The 26,835-nt window shown below is 54.6% G+C and carries 19 protein-coding genes and 1 tRNA gene; 9 read left to right on the top strand and 11 right to left on the bottom strand.

Going from position 1 to position 26,835, the window contains the following annotated elements:
- Positions 1-23: 23 nt before the first annotated feature.
- The 5 genes from HALA3H3_RS05215 to HALA3H3_RS05195 all read right to left on the bottom strand — a co-directional run bounded on the left by HALA3H3_RS05215 (position 24) and on the right by HALA3H3_RS05195 (position 10,726).
- On the bottom strand, positions 24-2,870 hold the full coding sequence (locus tag HALA3H3_RS05215; RefSeq protein WP_022520251.1) for a helicase-related protein: 2,847 nt from the start codon (positions 2,868-2,870) through the stop codon (positions 24-26).
- A complete protein-coding gene (locus HALA3H3_RS05210) occupies positions 2,867-8,122 on the bottom strand; it encodes a DEAD/DEAH box helicase (RefSeq protein ID WP_022520250.1) in 5,256 nt (1,751 codons plus the stop codon). The genes HALA3H3_RS05215 and HALA3H3_RS05210 overlap by 4 nt, the downstream gene beginning before the upstream one ends.
- A 205-nt stretch (positions 8,123-8,327) precedes the next feature.
- Positions 8,328-9,287 carry a TraI domain-containing protein gene (locus tag HALA3H3_RS05205; protein ID WP_022520249.1) on the bottom strand — a complete coding sequence of 320 codons (960 nt, stop codon included), beginning with the start codon at positions 9,285-9,287 and terminating at the stop codon, positions 8,328-8,330.
- On the bottom strand, positions 9,274-10,494 hold the full coding sequence (locus tag HALA3H3_RS05200) for a tyrosine-type recombinase/integrase (protein ID WP_022520248.1): 1,221 nt from the start codon (positions 10,492-10,494) through the stop codon (positions 9,274-9,276). The genes HALA3H3_RS05205 and HALA3H3_RS05200 overlap by 14 nt, the downstream gene beginning before the upstream one ends.
- Complete coding sequence (locus tag HALA3H3_RS05195) at positions 10,487-10,726, bottom strand: hypothetical protein (RefSeq protein ID WP_022520247.1); 240 nt, start codon at positions 10,724-10,726, stop codon at positions 10,487-10,489. Before HALA3H3_RS05195 ends, HALA3H3_RS05200 begins: the two co-directional genes overlap by 8 nt.
- 104 nt (positions 10,727-10,830) lie before the next feature.
- Here HALA3H3_RS05195 and HALA3H3_RS05190 point away from each other — a divergent pair, with 104 nt between their 5' ends.
- Entirely contained in the window at positions 10,831-11,103 is a 273-nt protein-coding gene (locus HALA3H3_RS05190; RefSeq protein WP_022520246.1) for a helix-turn-helix domain-containing protein, read from the top strand.
- 192 nt (positions 11,104-11,295) lie between these two features.
- Here HALA3H3_RS05190 and HALA3H3_RS05185 read toward each other — a convergent pair.
- Positions 11,296-11,372 (bottom strand) — tRNA-Met (locus HALA3H3_RS05185).
- Positions 11,373-11,643: 271 nt separating this feature from the next.
- Between HALA3H3_RS05185 and phbB the strand changes: the two genes are divergently transcribed.
- Positions 11,644-12,390, top strand: coding sequence for an acetoacetyl-CoA reductase (gene phbB, locus HALA3H3_RS05180; RefSeq protein WP_022520245.1), 747 nt, complete (start codon positions 11,644-11,646; stop codon positions 12,388-12,390).
- A gap of 62 nt (positions 12,391-12,452) precedes the next feature.
- Here the strand turns inward: phbB and HALA3H3_RS05175 are convergent, their stop codons facing one another.
- Positions 12,453-15,269: a DUF349 domain-containing protein gene (locus HALA3H3_RS05175; RefSeq protein ID WP_022520244.1), complete on the bottom strand. Its 2,817-nt coding sequence runs from the start codon at positions 15,267-15,269 to the stop codon at positions 12,453-12,455.
- Positions 15,270-15,495: 226 nt separating this feature from the next.
- Here HALA3H3_RS05175 and minC point away from each other — a divergent pair, with 226 nt between their 5' ends.
- From minC to sbcB, 4 genes are all read left to right on the top strand, one after another.
- Complete coding sequence (minC, locus tag HALA3H3_RS05170) at positions 15,496-16,242, top strand: septum site-determining protein MinC (RefSeq protein WP_022520243.1); 747 nt, start codon at positions 15,496-15,498, stop codon at positions 16,240-16,242.
- Positions 16,243-16,399: 157 nt separating this feature from the next.
- On the top strand, positions 16,400-17,218 hold the full coding sequence (gene minD, locus HALA3H3_RS05165; protein WP_022520242.1) for a septum site-determining protein MinD: 819 nt from the start codon (positions 16,400-16,402) through the stop codon (positions 17,216-17,218).
- Entirely contained in the window at positions 17,215-17,466 is a 252-nt protein-coding gene (gene minE, locus HALA3H3_RS05160) for a cell division topological specificity factor MinE (RefSeq protein ID WP_007111776.1), read from the top strand. The genes minD and minE overlap by 4 nt, the downstream gene beginning before the upstream one ends.
- 81 nt (positions 17,467-17,547) lie before the next feature.
- Positions 17,548-19,041 carry an exodeoxyribonuclease I gene (gene sbcB / locus HALA3H3_RS05155; RefSeq protein ID WP_022520241.1) on the top strand — a complete coding sequence of 498 codons (1,494 nt, stop codon included), beginning with the start codon at positions 17,548-17,550 and terminating at the stop codon, positions 19,039-19,041.
- A 39-nt stretch (positions 19,042-19,080) separates the two neighbouring features.
- Here the strand turns inward: sbcB and HALA3H3_RS05150 are convergent, their stop codons facing one another.
- Positions 19,081-21,948, bottom strand: coding sequence for an insulinase family protein (locus tag HALA3H3_RS05150; protein WP_022520240.1), 2,868 nt, complete (start codon positions 21,946-21,948; stop codon positions 19,081-19,083).
- A complete protein-coding gene (locus HALA3H3_RS05145) occupies positions 21,948-22,634 on the bottom strand; it encodes an SOS response-associated peptidase (RefSeq protein ID WP_022520239.1) in 687 nt (228 codons plus the stop codon). Before HALA3H3_RS05145 ends, HALA3H3_RS05150 begins: the two co-directional genes overlap by 1 nt.
- Positions 22,635-22,825: 191 nt before the next feature.
- Here HALA3H3_RS05145 and HALA3H3_RS05140 point away from each other — a divergent pair, with 191 nt between their 5' ends.
- Positions 22,826-23,440: a TetR/AcrR family transcriptional regulator gene (locus tag HALA3H3_RS05140; protein ID WP_022520238.1), complete on the top strand. Its 615-nt coding sequence runs from the start codon at positions 22,826-22,828 to the stop codon at positions 23,438-23,440.
- Positions 23,441-23,490: 50 nt separating this feature from the next.
- Entirely contained in the window at positions 23,491-24,099 is a 609-nt protein-coding gene (locus HALA3H3_RS05135) for a 1-acyl-sn-glycerol-3-phosphate acyltransferase (protein WP_241254355.1), read from the top strand.
- Positions 24,100-24,114: 15 nt separating this feature from the next.
- On the opposite strand, the gene HALA3H3_RS05130 is transcribed toward HALA3H3_RS05135, so the two are convergent.
- Together HALA3H3_RS05130 and HALA3H3_RS05125 are read right to left on the bottom strand one after the other, a co-directional pair.
- On the bottom strand, positions 24,115-25,389 hold the full coding sequence (locus HALA3H3_RS05130; protein WP_022520236.1) for an HlyC/CorC family transporter: 1,275 nt from the start codon (positions 25,387-25,389) through the stop codon (positions 24,115-24,117).
- Between the two features lie 104 nt (positions 25,390-25,493).
- The gene (locus tag HALA3H3_RS05125; RefSeq protein ID WP_022520235.1) at positions 25,494-26,291 is read right to left on the bottom strand and encodes a cytochrome C assembly family protein; all 798 of its coding nucleotides are present in this window, start codon (positions 26,289-26,291) and stop codon (positions 25,494-25,496) included.
- 246 nt (positions 26,292-26,537) lie between these two features.
- On the opposite strand from HALA3H3_RS05125, the gene HALA3H3_RS05120 reads away from it, so the two are divergent.
- Positions 26,538-26,835: signal recognition particle receptor subunit alpha (locus HALA3H3_RS05120; protein WP_199105050.1), on the top strand; the 298-nt coding region annotated here is incomplete at its 3' end.

Genomic DNA, 26,835 nt, shown 5'->3' with positions numbered 1-26,835 from the left:
AGCCGGTTTATTGCGTTCGTATGTCAAAATGCGACCTCCGGCATCAGCACATAAATACCTAATACATCAATAGGTAGCTGCGGTTTGACCTCGAATGAACCGCGGCCGTGACGTTCGGCGTCACGGACACGACGGTGATCCTTGAGTAACTGTTGACCGTGCTCTTGCCCGATGTGATCAAGTGCCTTTTGATGGGTATCTAAGTGCTTTAGTGCGTTGCTAACGGCACGCTCACGCACTGCTGGGGGGGTATTCTGTGTGGCCTCAAGGGCAAACCAATCGACAGCCTCTTGGGTGGTGAGAGAACGAGGAGGATGTTGGCCTTCCAGAACCACCGTTACAGCTTCTTCCGCTAGCATCTCGCGGCGTGTGCCTTCTCTTACTAGCGTGAGATTGGTGCGCATGCGAAGCAGGGCAATCACGACGCGCTCTTTGACATGAGCGGTGGTAATGGCGCCTGCTCGACGTGCGGGGCGTTCAATTTCACTATCGCTTGCTTCCAACGCTCGTTCGGCAAGTTCATCAGCTAATACGGTAACCAGTGGGTGACTGCGATGAATGTAGGAAGTGCCCCGGGGTAACGGCATGGCAAAACCGATATCCCTCAGGTTTGTGATGCCGTGGCTTTCTAAGCGCTGGCTAATGGCGCGGGGTAACGCGTCCCAACTAAGGTGGTAGCGACCATCTGCTTGTTCTGATAGTGGTGCTCGCAGCGCGCTTAGGGATTGCTTGATGAAGCGTTCCACGTCCTGTTGGCTTCCCAACACCTCTTGCATGCGTTGCCATTCCGGTAGCACCTCCTCTGGGCTGATGGCCTGTTGGGCGAAAATGGTACGATTGCGTTTGGCTTTATTCAGTGCGCTTTCCCAGGTAACGTCCACGTGGTTGGCAAGGTCGTCGACGCTGTGCGAGGGTTCATCAAAGCCAAGCCCCATTTGGCTCATTCCGCTGTCCGCGCCGCGGGTTAGTAGCACTGTTTGCATAATGGCCTGAGTGATGCGGTTTTCATCTTCTGGCATGGGAACGCTGACCCCAAGCGCCTTGCGAATGGTCTCGGCCTTGCGCAGGATCACGCGGAGTACGGCACCGTCGACAGGGTTATTATCGCCATAGAGCATCAGTGCTTTCACGGTAGGGGAACGTTGGCCAAAGCGGTCAACACGGCCCTCGCGCTGTTCATGACGGGTGGGGTTCCAAGCTAAGTCGTAGTGAATCACCGCATCAAAAGCGTCTTGTAAGTTGATGCCTTCAGAAAGACAGTCCGTGGCTACCAGCAATGCAGAGCCTTGGGCTTGAGTAAGCTCCAGAACACGCTCTTCACGCTCGGCTGGGTGTAGCTCCCCCGTTACGCAACCAACGCTGTGCGATGGAAAACGCTTATGCAGCTCTTCTGCTACGTATTGCGCGGTGGCAATGTAGCGGCAGAAAACGACCGGTCGATACCCCTCTTTAAGCATGGGCGTCAGAGTGGTGATGAGCTGTTTCAGCTTTGGATCTTTTTTTGGCCCATGTAAATCTGTCGCGCGCTTTAAAAAGCTTTCCAGCAGCGGGATATCTTCAAGATGAGCATCAGGCTCCAAGTCGTCCTGAGTGTCATCGCTACTATCGAGAATTGTGCGGTTCGCTTGGTTATCCAGCTCGCTAATTGTAATGCTCTCTTTTTGCGAGTTATGAATACGGTTTTTGAGCGTGCGCACTGCTGCTGCCGGTGAAGATGAAATGCAGCGCAGCAGCGCTAATGCGGCCCACCAGTGTAGGCGTTGGCTAACGTGATCCAGTCTTTCGGCACGATCGACTAGCTCACGGGCGTAATCCACCACGTCCTGGAACAATGCTTGCCATTCACCCTGCATCTGATAAGCCGTTTCGCCGACGCTGCGCTCAGGGAACTGAGTGTTATCACGCCACTCGGCAATATCCTGGCGGCGGCGTTGTACGAGGTGATTGGCTAGCTGCTGCCTCAGTGGGTTGCGAGTATCATCCAACCGTTCTAGTTGGGCAAACTCAGGCTTTAAGAGGCCAAGTAGGCTGCGGAAAGCTTGATCATCCCCACTATGTGGCGTGGCGGTCAGTAGCAGCATGTGGCGGGCTTGATTCTCTGCCAGGCCTTGTAGCAATGCATGACGCTGGTGGCGAGATTGTGCGCTGCTTTGAACGCAAGTGTGGGCTTCATCGACGATGACAAAGTCGGGGCAGCTATTGAGGAATTCGTCACGGCGCCGGTCGGACTTGATGTAGTCCAAGCTGACGACAGTAAAGGGATACTGCTGGAAGAGTGACTCGCTCTGTAAAAGCCCCCGTTCCAGGCGCGCCGCAGAGTGGCGGCTGACTATTTCTGGGCGAAGATGAAATTTTTCGGCCAATTCTTCTTGCCACTGCTCGCAAAGGTGCGGCGGGCAAAGCACAGTGAAGCCTTGTATTTCGCCGCGGTCGATCAGTTCACGCAGAATGAGACCTGCTTCGATCGTTTTACCAATACCGACGTCATCCGCGATGAGCAAGCGGACTATAGGTTGGCGAAGTGCCATCAGCAAAGGCACTAGCTGGTAGGCGCGGGGTTCAAAGGCAAGATTACCGATTGCGCGGAAGGGGCCAGCACCAGCACGTAGTTTGAGAAGTAGTGAGTCGCGCAACAGTAAACCTGCTTGGCGATTACCCTCTCGCGCTTCTTCAGGAGAAGGCGGTGGGAATAATGCCGCTTCGACGTTTTCCAGTGCTGTTAGCAAGCGCACTTTGTCATCATCACCGCTACCAAGTGGGCGTAGGTAAAGGTCGGTGTCGCTGGACTCAGGGAGCACGATCCATTCACGGCCCCGCGCCTTGACAATACTGCCAGGGGTAAAATCTGTTTGTGTGACAGGCGCATTCATGAAGTGCTCTCCTTAGTATTTTTATCAGAGGCAGGCATGCTGCCGAAAACATCCGGGTGTTGCGTAAAGATGGCAGGCCAGCGCTGTGTTTCTTTCGGGAAGCGGATTACCAAAAAACCAGCATCTTCGAGATCTTGCGATTGTTGTTGATCGATCATGCTGCGCTGTGACGTATCGTGATGAGGGCCATCGACAAAAATTAGTGCACGGCTTTCTCGATAAGCGAAGTCCGGTCGTACTCCATAGGCTTCTAACAGCGGTTGCGCTGAATCCGGCTGGTGTAGCTGATAAGTGTTCAATGCCTCAAGCCAAGCATGCTCAAGGCTGCTACCACTGGCGCGTTTTAGTCGCGCTTTCTGCTCAGCAGCTGGTTTCCCCCCAGCTCCTACGTTGAGGTCAAGGCCAGTTAGCTTGGCAAGCCACTCCAACGCGAGAGAGTCTTTGCGATCGATGTTTTCATGGTCAGGCTGGTTGTAGTAGCTCAGGATGCAGCGGTAGCATCCAGCTTCACAGCTCTCATCCGCATTAACCCATTGTTTCAGTGGTAGTCTGTGCCAGGGTTTGCTTTCATCTTGTCCCTTCCAATGCATCAGCTCCAGGGCAGTGAGAGCGACTTTTCGCCAGGCGGCGACATCGGTGGCTAGTCGCGTTAATACGCCTGCTCCCCCCTCGGCTGCTTCGTAAAACATCAGGGCATTGCGCTCATGCTGACTGGGAAGAGGTTCCGCCATCAACTCACTCTCTTCCAACTGGAAGTTGAGCTCGATACCGCGTTTTAGCGCGTATTGTAGTGTCGCTGCTGTTGTCGATGACATATCTAGGCGCGGGCGAATCACTAGGGCGTTGCGGCGGTCAGCGACATAGGGCGAAATGCGCTGACGTTGGTTGACTGGCATGTCTGCCTCTTCATCATCAGCGGCTTGTTGTTCTTCGTCCTTGAGCCAGTTGCCGTTGATGGGGTCGATCATAAAGCCGTCTATTGCGGTATTTTTGCGCCGTTTCCACCCTAAGTTGATTCGCCAAATATGACATTGCTGGGCGTACTCCATCTCGGCGAGCACGTCATCTTGATGACGCATTTCGCTTCGTACTACTTTAAGCTGCCCATTCTCTTCGGGATATTGCAGTGTCGTGCGTAAATCATACCCCTGACGCATGCGCTCTTCTTCATCACACGTGATACGCGTCACCGGGCGAGTTGCCACATTTTCAATACGAAACAGGTTGTGGACGTGTTTCGCTTCTGCCAGTGGTGTTTGACAGGCAACGCACAAATCCAAGTTGAGTTGTTCGCTGAAGTGGCCATAACCACAATGTGGGCAAAGGCGGACTTGCTGTTCTGGAAGCCTTGCTTCGTTAATTTGTTGTTGCTTTACAGCACCCAGAATGACGCGTTTGACACGATATTGTTGTCCTTCGTGATAGATTAGGCTCAGTGGGCCAAACTCGGCAATCGCTAGAAAACGTGGGCGTGAGAGCACGCGACTTTGTGTCTCCCTGCGGTTCTTGCGTGTGCCAGGAATGAAGGCAGCCAGAGGTAAACGTGGAAAATTATATCCAGGAAGAAAGCCTTGACCTGCCAGGTAGCGATACGTTTCAAAATCGGATTGTCGTTTGCTGTTGTCTTGTAGCAAGTTGAGCTGGATCGAGCCTTCGTCGAAGCGTCTTTTTGCGACCTCACGTTCTCGCTTGCTGCTACCAGGCTGGGTCATCAACTTAGAAGCTTCTTCAATCTGATTAAGCGTCGACGTGTAAAGCTCACGCCATCGGTTGAAACAACCATCAAAAGCTCCCATGGCCTTGTTAAGCTGCTGATCAGCCCAGTCAGCAGCAGCGGTTTCCAGGGGCTTATTATCTGGAAGCCATACGCCCTGAGCAGGGGCTAAATCATTTCCGATTAAGCGCATTAGCTGAGCACCCCGCTGCTGAGCGCCTTTTAGCGCTTCCGTTTTGCTTAGCGGGTTGGCATAGTCGTCTCCTAACGGCATCTCCTCTTTCGTTACATCAATGAGTTCATTGATACCGGCGGGCAGCCTAACACCGGTTTCGGCCAGCCAAGTCGCATAAAGGTGGCTGCTAACTAGCTCTTCATTGGCGAGATCCAGCATGGGCGGTGTTACTTGGCCATGAACCATACGTCTTGGGTCACGGAAGAAATACTGGTCATGAGGGCTTTGCGCGGCACAGTAAGTCACGACTAGAGCAGGTTGGCCTGAGCGTCCTGCACGACCGCTGCGTTGTGCATAGTTGGCAGGTGTTGGCGGGACATTGCGGAGGTAAACAGTATTCAGTGAGCTAATGTCGACACCGAGCTCCATCGTAGGTGAGCAGAACATTACGCGTAGATCACCGCTACGGAAATCGCGCTCACGCTCTTCTCGGTCCTCTGGGTCTACTTGGGCTGTGTGTTCGTGTGCCATGAACTGGAACCAGTCATGGTGTTGATGTGCGAGACTTTGTGCCACCGCTTGGTAAAGCTCAGTGAAATAGGGGTTTTGACTGGTGGCTGGTGCTAATGGGTCGCGCTCTGGCTCACCAGACCCGCGACGCCAAATCAGTGCTTCCCCAATCAGCTGATAGCCGACCAGCTCCTTATCGACATTTTCAACTTCAATCAAGCCATACTCGCACAGCGCTTTCAGTATCGCGTCGATGAAGGGAGGCCAACTTTTATCATCTAGCGGCTCAAATGGCCCGTTACCCCAACTAGCGGGCTTTTTTAGCTCTTGGGCGAGGCGAGAACGGCTGCCAAGTGAAATTAAATCTAGTTCACGCCCTTTTGGTCGACTGCCAGTGATAGCGTGGTTGGCTTTTGCCATATCGCGCACGTCACCTGGCTGCCATTTTTCCGTTAGATGTGTGTAGGCGGCGTTGACGAACTTCTCCTGTTCTTCCTGATCAAGATATCGCGTGCGTATACAGAGATTTTTCCGCATGACATCCAGCACTAGTTTTGTCACATGAAAACGTATTTTGGGGTCTGCTTGCGCTAGCATCGGCGGGGCATCATTCCAGAGTTCCTGGAGCTCGCTAAGTTCATCCAGGCCACCGTATTCAATTTGTAGCAGTCCTACCTGCTCTAGGTTGGGTACGGTATAGCGCCAGCCACGGCGCAAATCGTGATAAGCGCGATAACCAAGGACATTACGCATGGCTTCTTCGGCACCGCGTCTGGCATGCGGTGCACGAGCATTTGGATTAGAGAGGAAGTCAGCCCTAATAGCAGGATCTTTACTATCCAAGCCTAATGCATGAAAAACGTGCTGGGCTAGATCCTGATCTGAGAGCACGCTGTTACTGTTGTCGCCTAGCGAGGCCAAAACGCCAGCGCGTACCAGTAGAATCTGCATAAAGTCATTGAAGTGACCGGCCTGAAGCGCAGCATCCTGACGGTTATCGCTGAAACCCAAGAGCTTGCGTGCTTCGTCAGCAAGATCGTTTTCGGCGCCTAGCAAATAACGCAGTGAAGATAGCGTCAGTGTCGTCGTCGCGGAGCTACGGCCTTCAGCTGATAGAGACCCAAGGCGCGTCCAGTCTCGACCAGCAACGTGAGATTGACCGCATGAAAGGCAAAAGCGAAAGCCGCCTGGTATATAAAAGCCTCGTTCACCACTCTGCCCTTGCGACCCATCAGGCAGTACATGCACTTCTTGTGGACGGAATTTCTTGTAGTGTGGTTTGAGCTTAGGTGGGTCTTTTTTGAAATCTAGCCAGTTTTCGGGGTAATCCTCTTCATTCCAGTGGTTCAGCATTAAGAACCCGTAAGAGGTTTCGCTGTCACCACTAGCGGTTTCTTTGATATCACGAGGTTGGAAACCAAGCGAACCTGTTTCCACGTCAACTTCATGCCAGACTGGGTAATACTCCTGACCGCAACCACGACAAAAATGCACCGTGTAAAAACGCTTGTGGCGTTCACCAGGGACAAAGCGTTGCCCATGTAAATCCAGGCGCCGCTTTCCTGGTGCTTCAAGCGTGGCATAGAGGTTGCCAGCGCCAGAAATAAATTGGTGTAGGCGAAAAGCAAAGAGAGGTTTGTCGTTGATATCTCTTGCTTGGTAGGCAAGTAGCAGGAAGCGCGCCAAGTAGTCTTGGCAGATTGAGACCTCTATACCTGATTGTTTGCCTAAGAGCTCAGCGGCTTCGCCCAATGATTTGGGTTTGGCTCGAACCAACTCTCCTTCGTCCTTCATAATCCCAAGTGTGAGCTCAACCCAAGCGGCAATGGGGTGTTCTCTAAGATATTCAAAGCTAGCATTGGCCGGTGGCGGGTTGTTAAGAGCATTTGCCAATGCTTCAGAGGCTGGCATGTTTCCTGGGATTTGGCGTTGCAGGGTTTCTCCAATCACATTGCCCGGCGGAACTGTTTGGCCAAACATCTTGCTCGCTACTTCAGCAACTTTAGAGCGTCGTTCATCTCTAGTACCTTCTGTTGCCATCGTCGCGGACGTGCCAATACAAGTGAGATCCGGATTCATGCGTTCACGCACGCGGCGAACCAGCATAGCAACATCCGCACCTTGTCTTCCGCGGTAGGTATGCAGCTCATCTAATACTAAAAACTGCAGCCCTTGAGAGTGACGAATCACGGCTTTGTCGCGCTCACTCTGCCGAGTCATCAGCAGTTCAAGCATCATATAGTTGGTGAGGATAATATCGGGCGGATCCTGCATGATCCGTTCGCGCTCCTCCTGGCTTTCCTGGCCTGTGTAGCGTGCGTAGGTCACCGGAGGCTTATCATCAGGGAAGTCAGCTAAAAATTTCTCTAGCTCTTCTCGTTGGCTATTGGCCAACGCATTCATGGGATAAATAACAATCGAGCGGACTCGCGGTGTTGCGTCCTGCTCTTTGTCTTTAAGGATCGCATCTATCATTGGAATGAAGTACGCCAATGATTTGCCAGAGCCTGTGCCGGTTGTTAATACGTAGGGCTCTAGCCTTAGGCAGCAATCAACTGCCTGACGCTGATGCTTATACAACGATGCTGGTGTGCCATGGGATTGTTTGCTTTTTCCAAAGCGAAATATGTTGGCTGTAGCTGGATGTAAAACTTTTTGATTAACCAGTGTTTCGACAGTGCCTTCCGTGACATAAGCTGGGTTGATCTGAATAAGTGGTGATGGCCAGTAGTGGCCGCCGTCATACTCGCTATCTAGGAAAGTGATGATGTCTGATGCTTTGGGCTGAATGAACGACCGAGTGAAATCGCGATAATCGTTTACTAGCTGGTTCCTAAACTCGAAAACGTCCATGCACGCCCCTGTCTACTTAAGTTTGAAAAGGCACTTCGACTAGCCTTATTTAGGAAAGCAGTCTAATGCTATCAAGAGAGGGTGTCAGCCAAGCGTTAATGTGTCACCAAATAACATGAGTGCTAGAGCTTTGGTTTAACGAAAAAGCATAAAAAAACCGCCACACGACAGCGTTGGCGGCATTAAAGTGATGGCATGTGTAGCGCTATCGAGGCTGAGGCTGCAAAGCTGGTATCTCAGGTCGCCAGAAAAGGTTTTGACCCAGGCGGCCAAAGCCCCACTGGTTTTTGGTACGAAATGCTCGCATTTGGTTATCGGCCATTGCACTTTGCCCGTCGGCATCACGAATATAACGAGCGAGTGTTATGGCTGCTTTCTGGCCGTAGCGCGCGCCCGGTGACGCGCATGTCCAAATATGCCGCAGCATGATGGCAAGGTCAGGCGCGTGCTTATCCAAATACGCCAGCCCATAGGCGCAGGCTTCCAAGGTAAAGGCATCGTGGCTGCAAAGCTTCCAGGCGGCGTTTGGTTTGCCTTTAGAATCGTAGGTATAGGTCTTCCCAATATCGTGCAATAACCCCGCCACAAAGCATGTCTCCTGCATCAGGCGCGGGATGGCTGGCTCGTTAAGACGCAGCATTGCCACGGCATTATTAGCAACGTCCAGTGAGTGCTCTAACAGACCCCCCGGATAAGCGTGGTGATACGTCACGCTGGCGGGTGCATTCAAAAAAGCTTCAAGACGATCCTTGCGTTCCAGTACCCGCGTCAAAAACGCCCGGAGGTGCTCTGATTGAAGCGACTGCACGGTCGTGACTAACTGATCGAATACCGTTGGTACTGGGCAATACACCCGCGGCAACGACTGCAGTGTATCAAGCGAATTTACTTCCTCTCGGGTCGCCTTGCGAAACTCATCAAGTAAAAACTGGCCTGATAAGCACTTCACTCCAGAGGCGGTGACAAAATCCAAATGACCGATGCGCTCAGGTATAAGCGTTTTGTTCAGGTTGAGCATCGCGACTTGATCCCCCACGCAATCGCTCAACCGCAGTTTTAAGAAGGGCGTTTTCACGCTATCAAACTCCACCACGCGCCCAGTAAGGCGATAAGTGCCCGTGAAGGTGCGAGACAGGTGCGTAGGGGCGTTATCAAGCCGTTTCATGATGCTGCTCCTTCTGGGGCTTAGTGGGCGTGGTGTTGCCTAACAAACGCTCAAAGGCAGAGCCATCCATACGGGTGGCATTGGGGACGTAACGCGAATAGACCTTGAACAGCATTTCGGTTGAACTGTGACCCAGCATGCGCGCTACCCATTCTGGGTTTTCGCCAGATGCCAAAAAGAGTGTCGCGGCAGTATGGCGTGTTTGATAAGGACGGCGTTTGGTCAGCCCAAGAGACTTGAGCAAGGGATACCACACGCGCTTCGTCACGTTATTGTGATCAAGCGGCTGTCCCATCTGATTGCAGAACACGTACTTGCTCATGTGCCCAGTGGCGGCGTACTGCGTTTTGAGGGCGTCATACACCTGTCCGAACATGGGGATTTCTCGTTGCGATCCATCGGTCTTGGTGTATTCCGTTTCACCATTGATCAATGTTTCGCGCACTAAGATTTCCCGCTTAGCAAAATCAATGTTTTTCCACTTCAACCCATCGACTTCACCGGTGCGCATGCCGGTAAAGAACCGCACTGTGTAATAGTTGCAATAGTCTGCGCGGACGTTATCGATGATGCGTTGCACCTCGTGTAGTGAAAACGGCTCGATGTGCGTCTTCTGTAGCTTTAACGGCTTAATGTTTTTGTACGGCGTCTCAAAATCGAAACGCTCGGCCGCCTCATCGAGCACCATACGCAAAATGGACATATGGCTGTTGATCGTTTTAGGCGACACAAACCCTGTGATACCGCGGCCCCTGCGTTTAGCGAGCTTAGCGCGGAACGCCATGATGTCGGCCTTGGTGATTTCTCCGATGGGCTTTTTCCCAAAAGTTGGCTTCAGCGAGCTATCCAAGATCGAACTCACATTGCGGACGTGGGAAGCACGCCACTGGATTTTGCTCTCGTCGAACCACTGATTAGAAAAATCATTAAAGAGCGGTGTGTCTAAATCGCTGACAACTTGAGGTTTAGCTGTATTGGTAGGCTGACAAGTCTTCAATTTCTGCAAGTTGCTGCTATTAGGAAAGAATTCTGCATAATTGAATTCGCCGAGCAGCATTTTTGCTTCCATGCGCTGTAAAAGCTGCTCCAACTGCTTACGATTTTTTGCGTTGTCGTCTAGAAGCGTTTGTTCACGAAAACGTTGCCCGTCATACCTGAAGTCGATAAAAAGCTTTTTGCTCTCTTGGCGGACGCGAACCTTACCCATGGCATACGCCTCCGTTCGCCATTGGAATGGCGATTGCTTGCTCACGAGGGGTCGCTTTCAGCATTTCTTCCTGAATAGTTTCCCAGATATAAAGGATTTTCCGACGCCCAAAGGGGCGGATGTAATGAGTGCCTTCAATGAGCACACTATCTTTGAGTTGCTGGCGGATAGTACGCGCATCGTACTTGATAAGTGATGCTAGCTCTTCTGTTGTCAAAAAAGTGCAGGCCATGAGACTATCTCCTCGATCAAGTGATCATTTGATAATATTTTTAATCGTTCGATTATAAATATAAACGATCAAATGATTATTTCAACACCTTTTTGATAATTTTAATGATCATATTGGGCAAAGAGATGATTCGGTATCACTTAAAAGAGCTGATTGCGGAGAAAGAATTTGAAGAACGGCGCAGGATTACGATAGGCGAGATAGCAAAAGAAACGGGTATTAATCGGATGACGTTGTCTAAGATCATCAACCATCCAGGGCATAGTACGGTGACGGATAACCTAGATAAGCTCTGCGACTACTTTGATTGTGAGATCGAGCAGCTGGTAACTCATATCAAGGAGGCTAAAGATAGATCTACGCCATTGTCCGACTAAGAACGTAGTATGGAAATTAATGGTGAGGTAGGAATTTGCCGTCAGGTGCCTGAAGGTCATGCAAATTTTTGATCTTCAGGGGCAATGAAAATATTGGGCACGGTGTGGGCACAAAGTGGGCACAGAGGAATTTGAAAAAGCGGGCAACAAAAAAGGCAGATCAGTAAGTGACTGATCTGCCTCTCAAAATATTGGTAGCGGGGACCGGATTTGAACCGATGACCTTCGGGTTATGAGCCCGACGAGCTACCAGACTGCTCCACCCCGCATCAACGTGTGGCGTATTTTACAGAAGTTTTAGGTGAAGTCAATAGGGTGATTAACACGTTTGGCTTATAGCCGTTGATTATGACCTGCGGCAACATGGGGTAAGTGCAGCTATGCTTTATATAGCCATAACAAAAAGCTTACGTTGGTGCATTGTTCAAGAAAATTATGCACTAGGGTAATACAGGCGCAGTCGCGCTTATTCACAATGGCTTGCGGCGCGATGTGCGTGCTTTGAGATCCAAGCCATTTGTCATTTCAGGGAGGTAGTCAATGGCCAATCAAGCCCCCGTCGCCTGGGTAACTGGTGGAACTGGTGGTATCGGTACGGCAATTTGTCGTTCGTTGGCAGATGCGGGATATCTGGTCGTGGCGGGTTATCGCAACCCCGACAAGGCTAAGACCTGGCTAGAAACGCAGCACGCCGACGGTTATCGCAATATCGAATTGTCGGGTGTCGACCTTTCTGACCACAACGCCTGCCTGGAAGGAGCCCGTCAAATCCACGACCAGTATGGCCCGATTAGTGTGCTGGTGAACTGTGCGGGGATCACCCGTGATGGCACCATGAAAAAAATGTCTTACGAGCAGTGGTACGAAGTGATTGATACCAACCTCAACAGCGTTTTTAACACCTGCCGAAGTGTCATTGAGATGATGCTTGAGAATGGCTATGGTCGAATTATTAATATTTCATCCATCAACGGTCGTAAAGGTCAGTTTGGCCAGGTCAACTACGCGGCGGCGAAAGCCGGTATGCATGGCTTGACCATGTCGCTGGCACAGGAAACAGCGACCAAAGGGATTACCGTCAATACCGTATCGCCTGGCTATATCGCCACCGATATGATCATGAATATTCCAGAAAAAGTGCGCGAAGCAATCCGGGAAACAATCCCGGTGAAGCGCTACGGCACGCCAGAGGAGATTGGTCGACTGGTTACCTTCTTAGCCGATAAGGAGTCAGGATTTATCACCGGTGCGAACATCGATATCAACGGTGGTCAGTTTATGGGCTAGTGATTAGCCCAAGAGGAGAGCGCAAACGGGAGGCTATAAGCCTCCCGTTTTCTTGCTAACGCTTAAGGTAGCGGGACTCGCGCTAGTCGGCTAAGCAGGTTATCCAGCTCTTCTACTTCAGTGTCCCATAGCGTGGCTGGCATTGGCCCTAGCGCCAATAGCGCGACCAAGATGTTGATCACTTCTTGATCACGGCTGCGCTCTTGATTGAAGCCTTCATTCAAACGCTCTACCTGAATCGCCAAGCGCAGCGGCTCATCGCTCTGCCGCACGCTACCCACGGCCAGCATCGAGAGGTGCACTCTCAGTCTGGCGAGGGAGTCGGCGATGCGAGTGTGATCAGCGTCTGATAGCGGTACCGCTACGCTATGGCGCTGTTGATTGCGTGCGTTATGCGCCTCATTAAAGGCGGTAGGCAGTGAAGTGCCGAGAGCCGCTTGTGCGTCCACGTTGCTTGGGATCCCTTCGTCGAGGTAGCGCTGGTCGGCAGTCAAGTGAGCGCTCACTAATGGCATGATCGCATGCCACTGTTGAACTGTATCGGCAACCGCCAGACGGTTTAAGCGTTCTCTGCGCGCACGCACGATGCCACTCATCCGCCGCTGCATGCCTTCGCTGCGCCGATTGCGTGGCAACGGCTCAAGTTGATTGGCTTGTTCGATAAAGCGCTCCAACGTGGCCGACTCACTCGCCTCAATCGGCTGCCAGCTATCCATTTCGTCGATGAGGGCTTGCATCTCATCAAGATGCTGTTGCTGGCGCGCTACCTGCTCAGTTTTATGCGCATCGCGCTGGGCAAAGAGTTGATCACATTCGTGGCGGAAGGTTTTCCACAGCGTTTGCTCTTCGCCTTTGGGTGCCCGGCCCAGGGCCCGCCACTGCTGCTGCAGCTGTTTGGTCAAGTGAATGCGCTGTGCAAGAGGTTGGCTTTCGTCGCTGCGCAGCGCGCTCACCTGGCTGATCAGATCCCGTTTTTGCGCGGCGATAGTTTCAGCGCGCTGATCGATCAACGCCTGTAGCTGATGGCGAATGACACCAAAGCGCCGCCCAACGGACTCGGAGCGTTCACGGGGAACGGGGCTGTAGTGTCGCCACTGGTGGCGCGCTTTGTCGCGGATTTGCCGTAGCACATCGGGGTCGGCGTCTTCGGCGGGCTGAGCCAGCAGGTTTTCCAACTGATCGCACAGCGCTTCGCGGGCTTGAAGGTTTGCCTCACGCTCTTCGCTGAGCTGGTCTCGCCAAGGGGCGAGACGTTCGTGGATGCGATCCGAGGCGCTGCGAAAACGAGCAGACTGTTCGCGGTTAGCCGCCGCATCTCCCAGTGATTTCCACTCTTTGACCAGTTGGCGATGGTGGCGGTCAAGTGCTTCTTCTGCCATATGGCGGTCATTCGCGAGGGTTTCGATGCTGTCACATAGCTGCTCGCGCTTTGGCCCGGCGACAAACCCCCGCCAATCGCGTAATTCCGCGAGCCGGGCGGCTAAGTGCTTTAAGCGCGTTTTGAGCGGTTGAGCGGCTGGGCTTTCCAGCGCTTCAATGCGCGGCTTTAGCCGCTGATGCAGACGGCTGGCACTTTTAAAGGCGCCGCGCTCTAACAAGTGCTCAAAGGTGTCGAGTTCTGCGCCATGTGCTTTTAGGGAGGCGTTGTCTTCTGTCGGCTGCGAGGGCGTAGTGTTTTCAGCGTTGAGGGCCGCTTGGGCACGGCCGAGCAGCGCGGGCGGCGTTAAGGCATCCGGCCATTGGCATTCGCTCATCAGCGTGGCGAGGGTAGCGTGGTCGCCGTTGGCCAATGCGGTTTCGATGGGGGCGCTTGCCGCGCACCAGCGCTGCCATGCCTCTAAGCACTGGTCGTAGTGATGAATCGCCAACGTGTAGCGCTGGCGCATGGTCTCACTGGGCGGATGGATATCAGAAAGCGCCTGCCAGCGTTGGCCTAATAGTTGGCGCTGGGCGCGCAGGCTGTCGATATCCTGCACGGTCATGGCTGAGGCGTGGCGCAGGCCATCAAGGGTTTCTTCGATGCCTTCAAGCAGCTGTTCGCGGGTGTTTTCGGCTTCTTCACGGCGCTCGTCGCTCTGCTGGCGCGCCTGCTCCTGGGTTTCGTGGTCGTGAAGCGTCTTGCGGCAATTGAGCACCGCTTGATGAAAGCGCTGCTCTTGCTCCACGCTTGGCGGCTGGTTCAACTGTTCCCACTGCCGTTCAAGGTGGCGAAAGCGGCCGCCATAGAGGGGTTCCCAAGGCGCACGGGCGTGCTGCTCTAATTGATTCAGGAGCGTTTCGCGTTGCTGCGCTTCTGCTTCTAGCCACTGGGCGTCGCTACGCAAGCGGTTGAGGCGTTCCCGTGCCAGACGCACCACTTGGCGGTCGCGGCGGGCCTCTTTTAATAACCGTTTTAGCCCCTCTTCGCCCTCAATGCGTTCGGCAGCCTGATGGCGAACGGCGGCCACGCCGTTGTGGCAAGCTTGATGAATCAGATCATTTTCATCGCCCAGCTTGCTCAGTGCGGTCAAGCGTAGATTCAGGTTGTCACCCTGCAGGGCCACCGCGCTCAGTACCCGCGGCTCTTCGATCTGTTCCACCAAGGATTGGCGTTGGTGCAAGTCGGTATGGCCTTCACGCCCGCTGAGCCGTTGGCAAATAGCATTGAACCAGGCCTCATCCTGCTGGTGGTGCGAGTAAGCGTCGACCAGGCCTGCGCAGTCATCCAGGGCTAGCAGCGCGGCTAGGCGAATCTGGCTGTCGCTATCTTGAGTGAGCGACTGCAGCGCTTGGCGCTGCTCTGCTTGCTCAGGGTTCAATCGCTGGAGGGCCTGACGGCGCACCTCGGGGTCAGGGTGCTGCCACCGAGGTGCGAACAGTCGTCTTAACAGTCCGTGCATGAATCATCCTGCTAGTATGAAATGCGTAGCATGAAAAAAGCGGCTCAGTGGTTGCAGTCACCGGCGCTGTCGCTTAGCTTGGCCTTACTATGGTGTGATAAACGTCTATTTTCTAGGCCACACTGCTTCTAGACCACACTGTTTTTAGACTACAGTGTTTCTAGACGACGAAATGCGTGATAGTACGCTACCTTTATCTTATCTGAACATGACGGGGAGTTCGGCCATGAGCCTTAACGTGGATAGTGCCGTAGTGGCCTTTACCTTCAAAGGGGGCATGTTGCCGATGACCGTCATGGAGCTAAGTAGTGCTGATCCGGAGCAAATCCGGCAGCAGTTGGCTGGCAAATTCTCCCAGTCTCCTGCTTTCTTTCAGCATACACCGGTTGTGCTCAGCGTGGAAAAACTCGATGAACCCCACTTAGCCCTTGAACGCATTTGTGCTGTGTGCCGTGACCACAAGCTGTTGCCGGTGGCCGTACGCGGTGGCACCGAGCCGGTGCGCCAATCGTCCTGGGCGCTGGGGTTGGGGTGGTTTCCACCAGTGGCAGAGGGCCGTGCCCGGGGGCTTGAAAGTGTCAGTAATTCGCCAGTGCAAGAAGTCTCCCGTGAGGAGGCAGTAAGTGAGGCGGAAGCGCCAACGCTCGCTACGCGGCTTTATCGCGGTACCGTGCGGTCGGGGCAGCAAGTAAGCGCCTCTGATGGAGATTTAGTGGTGATTGGGGCGGTGAATGCCGGTGCAGAAGTGCTGGCCGCTGGCAGTATTCATGTTTATGGCGCGCTGCGTGGCCGTGCGTTGGCGGGTATTCATGGCAATATCCAAGCGGGTATTTACTGCCGCGAATTGGAGGCTGAACTGCTTTCAGTGGCAGGTAATTACAAACGCTCTGAAGATATTGATGCACAGCTTCTGGGGCGACCCGCGGAAGTTCACTTTACAAAAGAACAGCTTGAAATTAAGCCACTGAGCTAAGGTATTTGTATGAGGCTGCGTTGGTGCTTCATGCCTAGCGACGCCGAAGGCGCTATCCGTTACAGTATGGCATGTTGATGACATTGACGTTCCCGTTATGCGCAGAGCGCCGGCTGACTCGCGCTCGCGATGAACGACTTCAAGAAGGAAGTGACTCTTGGCCAAGATAATTGTAGTGACCTCTGGTAAAGGAGGGGTCGGTAAAACCACTAGCGCGGCAGCCATCTCTACGGGGCTTGCGCTGCGCGGTAAAAAAACAGTCGTAATCGATTTTGATGTGGGCCTGCGGAATCTCGACCTGATCATGGGCTGCGAACGACGCGTGGTGTATGACTTAGTCAATGTGATTCAAGGTGAAGCGGGGCTTAACCAAGCGCTGATTCGTGATAAGCGCGTCGAGAATCTGTTTATTTTGCCAGCTTCTCAAACCCGTGATAAAGATGCCTTGACCCTAGAGGGGGTCGCGGAGATTCTGGAGAAATTGAAAGAAGATTTCGATTTCATTCTTTGCGATTCACCCGCCGGTATTGAGCGTGGTGCGCAGTTGGCCATGTACTTTGCCGACGAGGCGATTGTGGTCACCAACCCGGAAGTCTCGTCAGTGCGTGACTCTGACCGTATTTTGGGGCTGCTGGCTTCTAAAACCCGACGTGCCGAACAGGGCGAAGACCCTATCAAAGAGCACCTGTTGGTGACCCGCTATAATCCCGAGCGTGTGACCTCAGGCGATATGCTGACGCTCGACGATATCCGCGAAATTTTGGCGATTAACCTGCTCGGCTTGATTCCTGAGTCTGAGGCCGTGCTGCGTGCCTCTAATCAGGGCGTGCCCGTCACCCACGATATCTCCAGCGATGCGGGCCAAGCGTACAGCGATACGGTATCGCGCCTGCTCGGCGAAGACATGCCGCTGCGTTTTCATGAAATGCAACGCAAAGGCCTGCTCAGCCGTATGTTCGGGGGAGGTCGTCGATGAAACTGCTTGAGTTCTTGAAGCGTGAGCGCAGAAAATCCGCCTCGGTAGCCAAAGAACGTTTGCAAATTATTGTGGCGCATCAGCGTAGCCAGCGCGGGCAGCCCGACTATATGCCGATGCTTGAGCGCGAGTTGCTTGAGGTGATCCGTCGCTACGTCCATGTGGATGACGACGCCATTCAAATTTCCTTGGACAGCGAAGACAACTGCTCAGTGCTTGAACTAAACGTTACGCTCCCCAAAAGCTAACCCTAAGCGCTGAAGACGCGGCGAAAGGGGTGGCGGGTGTGCTAGGCTTGGGCTTTTAACTGCCCAGCGGAGTGATTGTTCATGGCGCCACCCAATGCTGCCCCTGCCAGTTTTCTATGGCATGACTATGAAACCTTCGGGGCGGATCCGCGTCGCGATCGGCCCGCACAGTTCGCAGCCCTGCGCACTGATGCTGACTTGAACGAGCTCGGTGAGCCGATCGAGCTCTACTGCAAGCCCGCCGATGATTACCTGCCTCATCCTACCGCCTGTTTGATCACCGGCATTACGCCTCAAAAAGCCCAACGCCATGGTCTACCCGAAGCAGAATTCGCGGGCGAGATTCAGCGCCATATGAGTGAGCCGGGCACCTGCGTGGTGGGTTACAACAGCCTGCGTTTTGATGACGAAGTCTCCCGCCATCTGTTTTACCGCAATTTGCTCGACCCTTATTCCCGTGAGTGGCAAAACGGCAATTCCCGTTGGGATTTAATCGATGTTGTGCGCGCCTTTTATGCGCTGCGTCCTGATGGCATTGAGTGGCCGCTGCGCGAAGACGGCGCACCCAGCTTCAAGCTTGAGCACTTAACTGCAGCTAACGGCATTGCCCATGAGGGTGCCCACGATGCGGTAGCTGATGTACGGGCCACGATCGCGTTGGCCCGCTTGCTCAAGGCGCGCAATGCGAAGCTGTTCGACTATTTGCTCGGTCTGCGTGGTAAGCGCGCGGTGGCTAAGCAGTTGGACCTGCCCAACGCCAAACCGCTGCTGCATATCTCCCGTCGTTATCCCGCCAGCCGGGGCTGTAGTGCGTTAGTCATGCCGCTGGCCGAACACCCGACAAATCCTAATGGGGTGATCGTTTACGATTTGAGCGTTGATCCCAGCGATATGCTGAGTATGTCGGCGGAGCAGATTCGTGAGCGCGTGTTTGTCAGTCAGCAGGATTTATCCGAAGGCGAGGCGCGTATTCCGCTGAAGGTGATTCATATCAACCGTTGCCCGGTGGTGTTTCCCGCCAGTGCTTTGAAAGATGTTGAGGGGCCTCAGCAGGGTGAATATGGCACCATCGTTGCGCGCTTAGGCTTGGATGTGGCGGCTTGTCGGCAGCACTGGAAAGCCCTGCGTGATGCCAGCGGTGTTGCCGCTAAGATCGCAGAGGTGTTTAGTGCAGGCTACGACGATGCGCCACAAGACCCTGATCTAATGCTCTACTCAGGCAGTTTCTTCTCGGCTGCTGACCGTCAGCAGATGGAGCGGGTGCGAGAGATGGAGCCGTGGGATTTGGTAGGGCAGCGCTTTGCGTTTCAGGATCCGCGCTTGGAAGAGATGTTGTTTCGCTTTCGTGCACGCAGTTACCCCGACACGTTGGAAGGCGAAGAGCGCGAGCAGTGGGAAGCGTTTCGTTGGATGCGGATCAATGATCCGGCCCTGGCGGGCTTTACCCTCAAGGCGTTTGCGCGGGAAATCGCTCAGTACAATCAGCAAACCCTTACTGATCGCGAGCGGCAGATTTTGGAAGAGCTGGTGATGTTCGTGGAAGCCATGATGCCGGCTCAAGCCTTTGACGCCTGAGCCGGTACCCGTTTAGGTCACTCCTGTAGGGAGTTCTCTTTACGCATTGTCATCACGCACTTTGGGCAGGGGTGAGCGCTCTTCACGATAATCGCTGACATCGCTGGGTTCGTCGCCCGGATTAAAGCGAATATCCAGGGTGTGCTCGCGCAACGATGGCCATAGGGCCTTAATATCCTCAAGGCTAACGTTCAGCACTAGTTCGGCCAGTTGGTCGCGGCGATCAAAGCGCACATCTTCCAACGCGGTGGCTTGCCAATAGCGGTTGGCCATGCCCGCAAGGCTGGTATCGCGTTGGCGTAACTGGTCGTGAACAGCCTGGCGATAAGGTGCTAAGTCAGCGTCGCTGAGTTGTTCAAGGCGCTGGTTAGCCTCATCAAGAAACACATCCATGCGTTCGGCGATGGTGCCGCTGTCTACGTCGGGTGATTGCACCATAAGGGCAACCCCTGGCGCTTCGAGCAGCGGCGAATAGCCGGCATTCACGATGTAGCCGAGCTGCTGCTCGGTGCGCAGTTGCTGGTAGAACGGTGTTTCCAGCCACTGGGCGATCACCGCGGTGGTGGCTTGTTCCTCTGGCGTCTGATCGCGGCCTTGCAGATAGCGCAGAACCAAGGACTCATCCCGAGAGCTGTGAGGGTGCAGCACGCTGTGCTCATCACTTGCTGCAAGTGGGGTGAGGTTAGCAATATCATCGCGGTTTAACCGCGGTTTTAGCCTGGCACGCATCAGCTGTGTTTGTTCACGTGCCAGGTCAGCGTCCAGGTTGCCCACCGCCATGGCATCGACGTACAGGTTATCTAGAAAGCGCTGGCGAAAATCTTCCAGGTGACCACTGTCAAAGCGCTCGCTGGCGGCAAGTAGCTCAGCGGTAGACCACTGTGGTGTGAGTAAAGCTTCGCCCAGCGTGCGGCTAGCTTGACCGTAGAGTGACGCCTGGGGTGCGTTACGCCACTCGCGCTGCAGCTGATAACGCACCCGCTCGAAAGCACTGTCGGTGATTTCTGCGCTCTCTAATTGCTCTAGGGCTTGTTCAATCAGCGGGGTTTGGCCATCACGCCAGCCTGAGAACGATAGTGTTATGCCCCTGGCGTGGGGATAAGCGCTAAACGACTGCCCTGCCAACCACGCTGGGTAGAGGGATTCATTCAAACTGTCGTTAAGCCAGCTGGCGAGTAGCCGAGTGAGCACTGCTTCATGGGCGGAGTAGCTGGCGGTGGGGCTTTGCAGACTGACCCGCCACTCAACTGTGGGAGTGTTAAAGCGCTCATCCTGCATGTGCCAAGCGGTAAACGATGGTGTTTCGACCAGTAGGCTGGGGCGCTCATCCTGGCCTTCCAACAGCGTCAGGTCACTGGCGATAAAGGGGTTGGGCCCCGGGAGTGCCAAACCGCTCAGGGGCTGGCCCGGCTGTCCGGGTACTTGCTCGTCCCATTGGGTATTGAACCAAGGGGAGACAGTGTCGCTTTCGATATCCGGTGCTGAGTAGAAGCGCAGCATGTTGTCCGGCGTTAGCGCGTCAAGATAAACCTGCTGGCGTTCTGCATCGGGGCCATCCATACGGTAGGCCGCGTACTGTACGTCCTCTACCGGGTAGCGGGATAGGCTCATTGAAAGGCGAGTGGCTTCCTGCTGTGGGGCGCCATACTGCTGAAAGCGGAAGGCCTGCTCATTGAGTTTTGCCTGCTCTTCGTAGCGCCATTCGGCGAGGCCATCATTACGCAGTTGATCAATGGCGGCAAACAGGGTGGCTTCAATATCGTCCAAGCGTTCGGCGCCTGCGGGCGTCAGGCTGATGGAGATAGTGAATAGTGCTTCGTTGCCATCGCCGCGCCCCACACCGGCGGAAAGCCCATCGGCCAGTCCTGCATCGCGCAGTACCGCTAACAGGCTACCTTCACCTTCATCGCCAAGCAGGTGGGCGATTACCTGGGTCGGCTTTGTTCGGTAGTCGTCAGTGGGGTCGGGTACTGGGAAGTAGAAGCGTAATTGTCGACGATCCTGCAGCGACTGGCGCTCGATATAGCGGGGTAGCGTGTCTGAATCAACCAGCGGCGCGTCAATCGTCGGCACGCTTAAGTCGTTGTCGGGAATATCGGCAAAGCGCTCGGCTACCCACTCCTCCAACTGGTTCAACGGTTGTGGCGCCACAATCGCCAGATTCATTACATTGGCGTCGTAATGCTGGTGATAGAAATCGATGACCCGCTCGCGTAGCGTTGCCTCGCCTTCTGGCGGGCTGGCTAAGGTTTTCCGGCTGCCCACGGCAAATCCGGTGGTGGGGTTGTCAGGGTTGAGCAGTTGGTTGAGCACATCGTTTTCGCGACGGGACTCATCACGAATACGCGCCATGTACTCCGAGTGAACGATATTGCGTTCGCTCTCCAGGTGGTCGGCGTTAAACAGCGGCGAGAGGAAAAATTCGCTGAAACGATCCAGTGCACCCGGCAGTGCCGAGGGCTCAATATCAAAGAAGTAATTGGTATCCTGCTGCGCGGTAAAGGCGTTGTGAGAGCCCGCGTTATTGGAAATATAGCGCTGGTAGGCATCAGATTCCGGGTAGGGCTCGGTGCCTAAAAACAGCATATGCTCTAGAAAGTGTGCTAACCCCTTAAGGTCATCAGGATCTTGGGCGCTGCCTACTCGCACATTCATCGACGCTGCCGCCTTGTCCGCCTCCGGGTCGCTGACCAGCAGCACATTGAGGCCGTTCTCAAGCGTCAAAACCCGGTAGTCGCGGCTGTCATAGGGGCTAATGATCGGGGTGACCGTGTCAGCAATGGCGTCGGCAACTGCGTCATCGGTGGCCGCGAAGGCCTGTGGTGTTAACGCGATGCTGGCGATAACGCCAATCACTGCGCACTGTGGGAAAACACGCCAGCGGGTTATGCAAGTGGATCGCAACATTACAGCTCCTGTGACACAGCCCAACGCAGCATCGACCCGGTAGGATGGGCACAGGCCGGTGACTGGTAGGCGGGATTATTGACATGTTTAGATACCGGAAAAGCGCCCAACAGTTCCAATGGTGCGGGTGCTAACAGTGAATTAAGCGTTTCGGTATCGGTGTCTGGGTCGAGCCAGGCGGATAACGCATGGTTGGGTATAGTGACCGGCAGGCGGTCGGTTAACGGCGATAACAGCAGATTGGCGGGCACGGTGATCAGTGCGGCAGAGTCGGTAAACGCCGTTAACGTGGTGTGGTAACGGCACCATAGCGCGCCCAATAGCAGCGGCGCCCGGGATACCTGGGTCACCAAATAGGGTTGCTTGCTGCGGGGCTGGGTTTTCCATACATAGAAACCGCTGACCGGAATAACGCAGCGGCGAGCGCTAAAGGCATCGCGAAACATCGCCCGTGATTCAAGGGTTTCCGCCCGAGCGCAGTGGGGGGCATGATCCAGCACTTCCAGCCAGGGTGGCGTCAGGCCCCAGAATAGCGATGAGAGCCGGTACTGCCCCTGCTCTAAGCGAATAGCAGAGATTGGCCTACGAGGCGCTAGATTAGGCGACTCAATCAACGGTTCAGGAGTGGCTAGCGTTGGCAATAAGCGGGTCAGCGGTAAATTTTGCACATGCAATCGCCCCGTCATAGCTATCTCCTTAAGCAGAATCGTCGTGGAAGTGTACCTGGATGGCGGGGGACTGCGCGCAATAAAGCACGAAATGTAGCGTTTTAGTGTCGAAAACAGTGTTCGATGTAAGGTATCCTATCTTATCCCTTGCTCCCGCTAAAGCGCAGTGAGGCTTCCTTCTTGTTTGCCGTTGACCTTAAGAGATTGCCATGGCCCGTCCTAGACAGCATGCGCCCGATGCCCTCCATGCGCAGGTCATGCACGCTTGTGATGAGTGGTTGGCTGAGCAGCCAGTCCATGGTCTCTCACTGCGTGCCCTGGCCAGAGAGGTCGGCTGTGCCCCCAGCACCCTATTGAAGCTATATGGCAGCTTCAATAATTTATTGCAGCACGTCAATGTGGAAACGTTGGCGCGTTTACAGCACACCATTACCAGCCTGATCGACGATGACCCTGAGCCATGGCTACGTTCGCTGGCGCGTGCCTACTGGCGGTTCGCCGAGCAGGATTGTTACCGCTGGCAACTGCTGTTTGATTACCCGCTGGCCCAAGAAGGCGAGCTTGATCAGCGCCAGAGCGATTTGATCGAAGCGCTGTTTACCCAAGTGGAAGCGTCGCTTAAATCCTACCAGCCAGCGCTGGATGATCTCGAAGCCCGCCGTTTGGGGCGCACGCTGTGGGGCAGCGTGCATGGGTTAGTCCAGCTAGGGCTTAATGAGCGATTGGGCTATTGGCAGGGTCAGCAATTAAAAGTAGATGAGCTGCTGGATCAGCTGATGAGCACCATTCTGGCCGGCTTGCGCCATCGCGGGGCGGCGACGTGACGGGGGTCACTGCGGCGCGCCAGGTGCTGCGCTGGATAATTTTTGTTTCGATGCGCCTCTGCTACCGGCTTCAGGTGCATGGGCGTGAGCATATCCCCAAGCAGGGGGCTGCGCTGGTGGTGTGTAACCACGTCAGTTTTATGGACGCCTTGGTGCTCGGTGGTGCTAGCCCCCGGCCGCTACGCTTTGTGATGGACCAGCCGATTTTTGACTCGCCCTGGCTTAAGTGGTGGTTTCAGCTGGTTGGCGCAATTCCCATTGAGTCTGAACGACGCAGCCCCGGCGCCCTTAGGCGCGCCCTGGATGACGTGAGCACAGCGCTGCGCCAGGGGCAGGTTGTGATGGTTTTTCCTGAAGGGCGACTAACCCCGGATGGCGAGATTCACGCCTTCCGACGCGGCTTAGAGGCCATTCTCGCTCGCGACGATGTGCCAGTGATCCCGGCAGGGCTGGCAGGGTTATGGGGGTCGTGGACCTCTCACCATGATGGCAAGGCGCTAAAGAAGTGCCCTAAGCGTTTTCGGGCGCCGGTGAGCCTGCATTTTGGGCCACCGCTCAACCGCCTGGACGCCGATGATATAGCGCTGCGGCGGTTTCTTGAAGCGCGGGTTAGGGCGTTAAAAGCGGCGGCTGATCAGGATCTTTCCAACCCCCGTTAACCCGCTTGTCACTGACTAGCGGCGTGGCGCCCGCAGTTTTTGCCAGCAGCGCGCCGAGGTAATGAGGTTGTCGCGGATCTCCAAAATCTCCATGCGCATATTGCCGATCTGTAGGCATGCTGGGCCTTCTGGAAAGGCTTCAAGATGCTCAAGAATGAGTCCGTTGAGCGTTTTGGGGCCATCGGTAGGTAGCTGCCAGCCGAGCATCTTGTTAATCTCACGAATATTGGCGGTGCCTTCAATCACGTGGCTACCGTCGTCCTGCTGGTGAATCTCTTCATCTTCAGAGACATCCGTGGTGAACTCGCCGACGATCTCTTCCAGAATATCCTCCAGGGTGACCAAGCCCTCTACGTCGCCGTACTCATCCACCACGATACCGATGCGCCGTTTCTGCTTCTGAAAATTGAGCAGTTGGGTATGCAGCGGTGTGGACTCGGGAATGAAATAGGGCTCACGGGCTTCCTGCACGATAGACGCTTTGGTGACTTCGTCCCGGGAGAGAAAGCGTGCAGCGTTGCGCAGATGCAGCATGCCGATAATATTATTGATATCGCCTTTATAAACCGGCAGCCGGGTATGCTGGCTGGTGCGAATCTGGGTCAAAATATCTTCGAGCGAATCATCCAGGTCGATACCCAGCACCTCGTGGCGCGGCACCATGATGTCGTTCACGGTGACGTTCTCAAGGTCGAGAATCGACAGCAGCATCGCCCGGTGGCGGTAGGGAATCAGCGTGCCCGCCTCGTGAACCACCGTGCGCAGCTCATCACGGGTAAGGCTATCGCCCCCGTTATCAACGCTTTTAACGCCAATGAGCCGGAGCAGGCCGTTAGACATCACGTTCACCAGCCATACCAGCGGATAGAGCAGCTTTAGCAGCGGCTCAAGCGCGTAGGAGGTGGGGTAGGCGATACGCTCGGGTTTAATCGCGGCGTAGGTCTTCGGCGTGACTTCGGCAAAAATAAGAATCGTGATGGTCAATAGGGCGGTAGAGATTGCAGGCCCAGATACGTCGCCGAAGAAGTGAATGGCGATAATGGTGGCAATTGAGGCTGCCAGGTTGTTGACGAAGTTGTTGCCGATCAGGATAACGCCAATCAGGCGGTCTGGGCGGGTGAGCAGGCGCATGACCCGTTTGGCTCTGCGGTCACCGCTGTTGGCCTGATGGCTCAAGCGGTAGCGGTTAATCGACATCATGCCGGTTTCAGAGCTGGAGAAAAACGCAGAAAGCAGTATCAGTAAGGCTAGCAGGCCGAACAGTAACCCCAGGGGGAAGTCGTCGCTCAAGTCGAAAAGTCCTTTGTGGCGAATTAGGCTCGATTTGTAGAAGGTAGCGAGTAGTGTGTCAAGACAACCAAAGGCGTGGTTGCGCCCCGATAGCGGTTGAGCCTTTATCGGTTGAGTACAACCTCAAGTATGAACTTACTGCCAAAGTAGGCCAGCACCAGCAGACCGCAGCCGCCCAGTGTCCAGCGCACGGCACGCATGCCGCGCCAGCCAAAGCGATAACGGCCAACCAACAGGGTCGTGAAGATTACCCAGGCCAGCAGCGAGAGTACGGTTTTGTGCGCCAAATGCTGGGCAAAGAAGTTGTCCAGAAAAATAAGCCCGCTCGCGATGGAGAGCGTCAATAGAATGATGCCCGCCCATACCAGCTCAAAAAGTACCCGTTCCATCGTGGTTAGCGGCGGTAACGACTGCACAATGCCGCGAATGTGATGATGGCGCAGCGCCTGATTCTGCAGGCCGACCAGCACCGCTTGAACGGCGGCAATGGCCAGCACGGCAAACGCCAGGGCTGAACTTATCGCATGCAACAAAATGCCCGGTGTAAGTCCGGTATGGCCGCCTTGATTGGGTAGCCAAGTGGCGGCGAGTAGCGCAATACCCGCCAGTGGGAAAAGTGCAATCCCGGCGTTAAGCACCGGTTTAAACAGGCTGGCTACCAGCACGACGTTCACCGCGACCGCCATCAGTAGCGTGGCGCTGGTGGTAAAGCCGGGCAGCAGGCCAGGGGATTGGCCGACTAATTTGACCACCACAGGAATGTGCAGCAGTAAGCCCAGAACGGCAAGCAGGCGAACCATGCCTTGGCGGGGTGGTACGCGCCGAAAAAGCGTCATACCCTGCCAAATGGCAGCGGCGACATAAAAAACAAAAGCAATCGTGGCGAAAGGGAGCGCCTGCATGATGCTATCCGTGCGCCTTGCAGCGCGTTGCTGTGAATAAATAAACGAATTAAGTGTGATTACGACGAGAATCTATCCAACTACTATAACTAATCCAAGCGGCGTCGCACAGCAGGGTGGGCGTACGAAATAGCCATGTGTGCTGAATGCACCCCATGGAGACTCAAGGCGTGAGCGCGTATAATCTTTTTACTAATTAGTCCAGGGCGTGCGCGCCAACGGCAGTGACGGAGGCAGAGAGGCCCCATGTTCCAGAATCTAAGTGAGCGTCTTTCCCAGACGTTAAAGTCGATTAAGGGTCAGGCTCGTCTGACCGACGACAATATTAAAGATACCCTGCGCGAAGTACGCCGCGCACTGCTTGAGGCCGACGTAGCGCTGCCGGTTATCAAGGAGTTTATCGAACGCGTGCGCGAGCGGGCGGTCGGGCAGGAAGTATCCAAAAGCCTGTCGCCAGGCCAGCAGTTCGTCAAAATCGTCCAGCAGGAGCTGGAAGCGATTATGGGCGAAGCCAACGACGGCTTTGTGCTTAAAGGCTCCCCCG

Origin of the sequence: Halomonas sp. A3H3 (assembly GCF_000982975.1) — a bacterium.
In the GTDB taxonomy this organism is placed as follows: domain Bacteria; phylum Pseudomonadota; class Gammaproteobacteria; order Pseudomonadales; family Halomonadaceae; genus Vreelandella; species Vreelandella titanicae.
This window is presented reverse-complemented; position numbering and strand designations above follow the sequence as displayed.

Bases quoted from the DNA above. Each gene is read 5' to 3' on its own strand.
- HALA3H3_RS05215 (WP_022520251.1), bottom strand. From the start codon at position 2,870: ATGAATGCGCCTGTCACACAAACAGATTTTACCCCTGGCAGTATTGTC.
- HALA3H3_RS05210 (WP_022520250.1), bottom strand. From the start codon at position 8,122: ATGGACGTTTTCGAGTTTAGGAACCAGCTAGTAAACGATTATCGCGAT.
- HALA3H3_RS05205 (WP_022520249.1), bottom strand. From the start codon at position 9,287: ATGAAACGGCTTGATAACGCCCCTACGCACCTGTCTCGCACCTTCACG.
- HALA3H3_RS05200 (WP_022520248.1), bottom strand. From the start codon at position 10,494: ATGGGTAAGGTTCGCGTCCGCCAAGAGAGCAAAAAGCTTTTTATCGAC.
- HALA3H3_RS05195 (WP_022520247.1), bottom strand. From the start codon at position 10,726: ATGGCCTGCACTTTTTTGACAACAGAAGAGCTAGCATCACTTATCAAG.
- HALA3H3_RS05190 (WP_022520246.1), top strand. From the start codon at position 10,831: ATGATCATATTGGGCAAAGAGATGATTCGGTATCACTTAAAAGAGCTG.
- phbB (WP_022520245.1), top strand. From the start codon at position 11,644: ATGGCCAATCAAGCCCCCGTCGCCTGGGTAACTGGTGGAACTGGTGGT.
- HALA3H3_RS05175 (WP_022520244.1), bottom strand. From the start codon at position 15,269: ATGCACGGACTGTTAAGACGACTGTTCGCACCTCGGTGGCAGCACCCT.
- minC (WP_022520243.1), top strand. From the start codon at position 15,496: ATGAGCCTTAACGTGGATAGTGCCGTAGTGGCCTTTACCTTCAAAGGG.
- minE (WP_007111776.1), top strand. From the start codon at position 17,215: ATGAAACTGCTTGAGTTCTTGAAGCGTGAGCGCAGAAAATCCGCCTCG.
- sbcB (WP_022520241.1), top strand. From the start codon at position 17,548: ATGGCGCCACCCAATGCTGCCCCTGCCAGTTTTCTATGGCATGACTAT.
- HALA3H3_RS05150 (WP_022520240.1), bottom strand. From the start codon at position 21,948: ATGTTGCGATCCACTTGCATAACCCGCTGGCGTGTTTTCCCACAGTGC.
- HALA3H3_RS05145 (WP_022520239.1), bottom strand. From the start codon at position 22,634: ATGACGGGGCGATTGCATGTGCAAAATTTACCGCTGACCCGCTTATTG.
- HALA3H3_RS05140 (WP_022520238.1), top strand. From the start codon at position 22,826: ATGGCCCGTCCTAGACAGCATGCGCCCGATGCCCTCCATGCGCAGGTC.
- HALA3H3_RS05135 (WP_241254355.1), top strand. From the start codon at position 23,491: ATGCGCCTCTGCTACCGGCTTCAGGTGCATGGGCGTGAGCATATCCCC.
- HALA3H3_RS05125 (WP_022520235.1), bottom strand. From the start codon at position 26,291: ATGCAGGCGCTCCCTTTCGCCACGATTGCTTTTGTTTTTTATGTCGCC.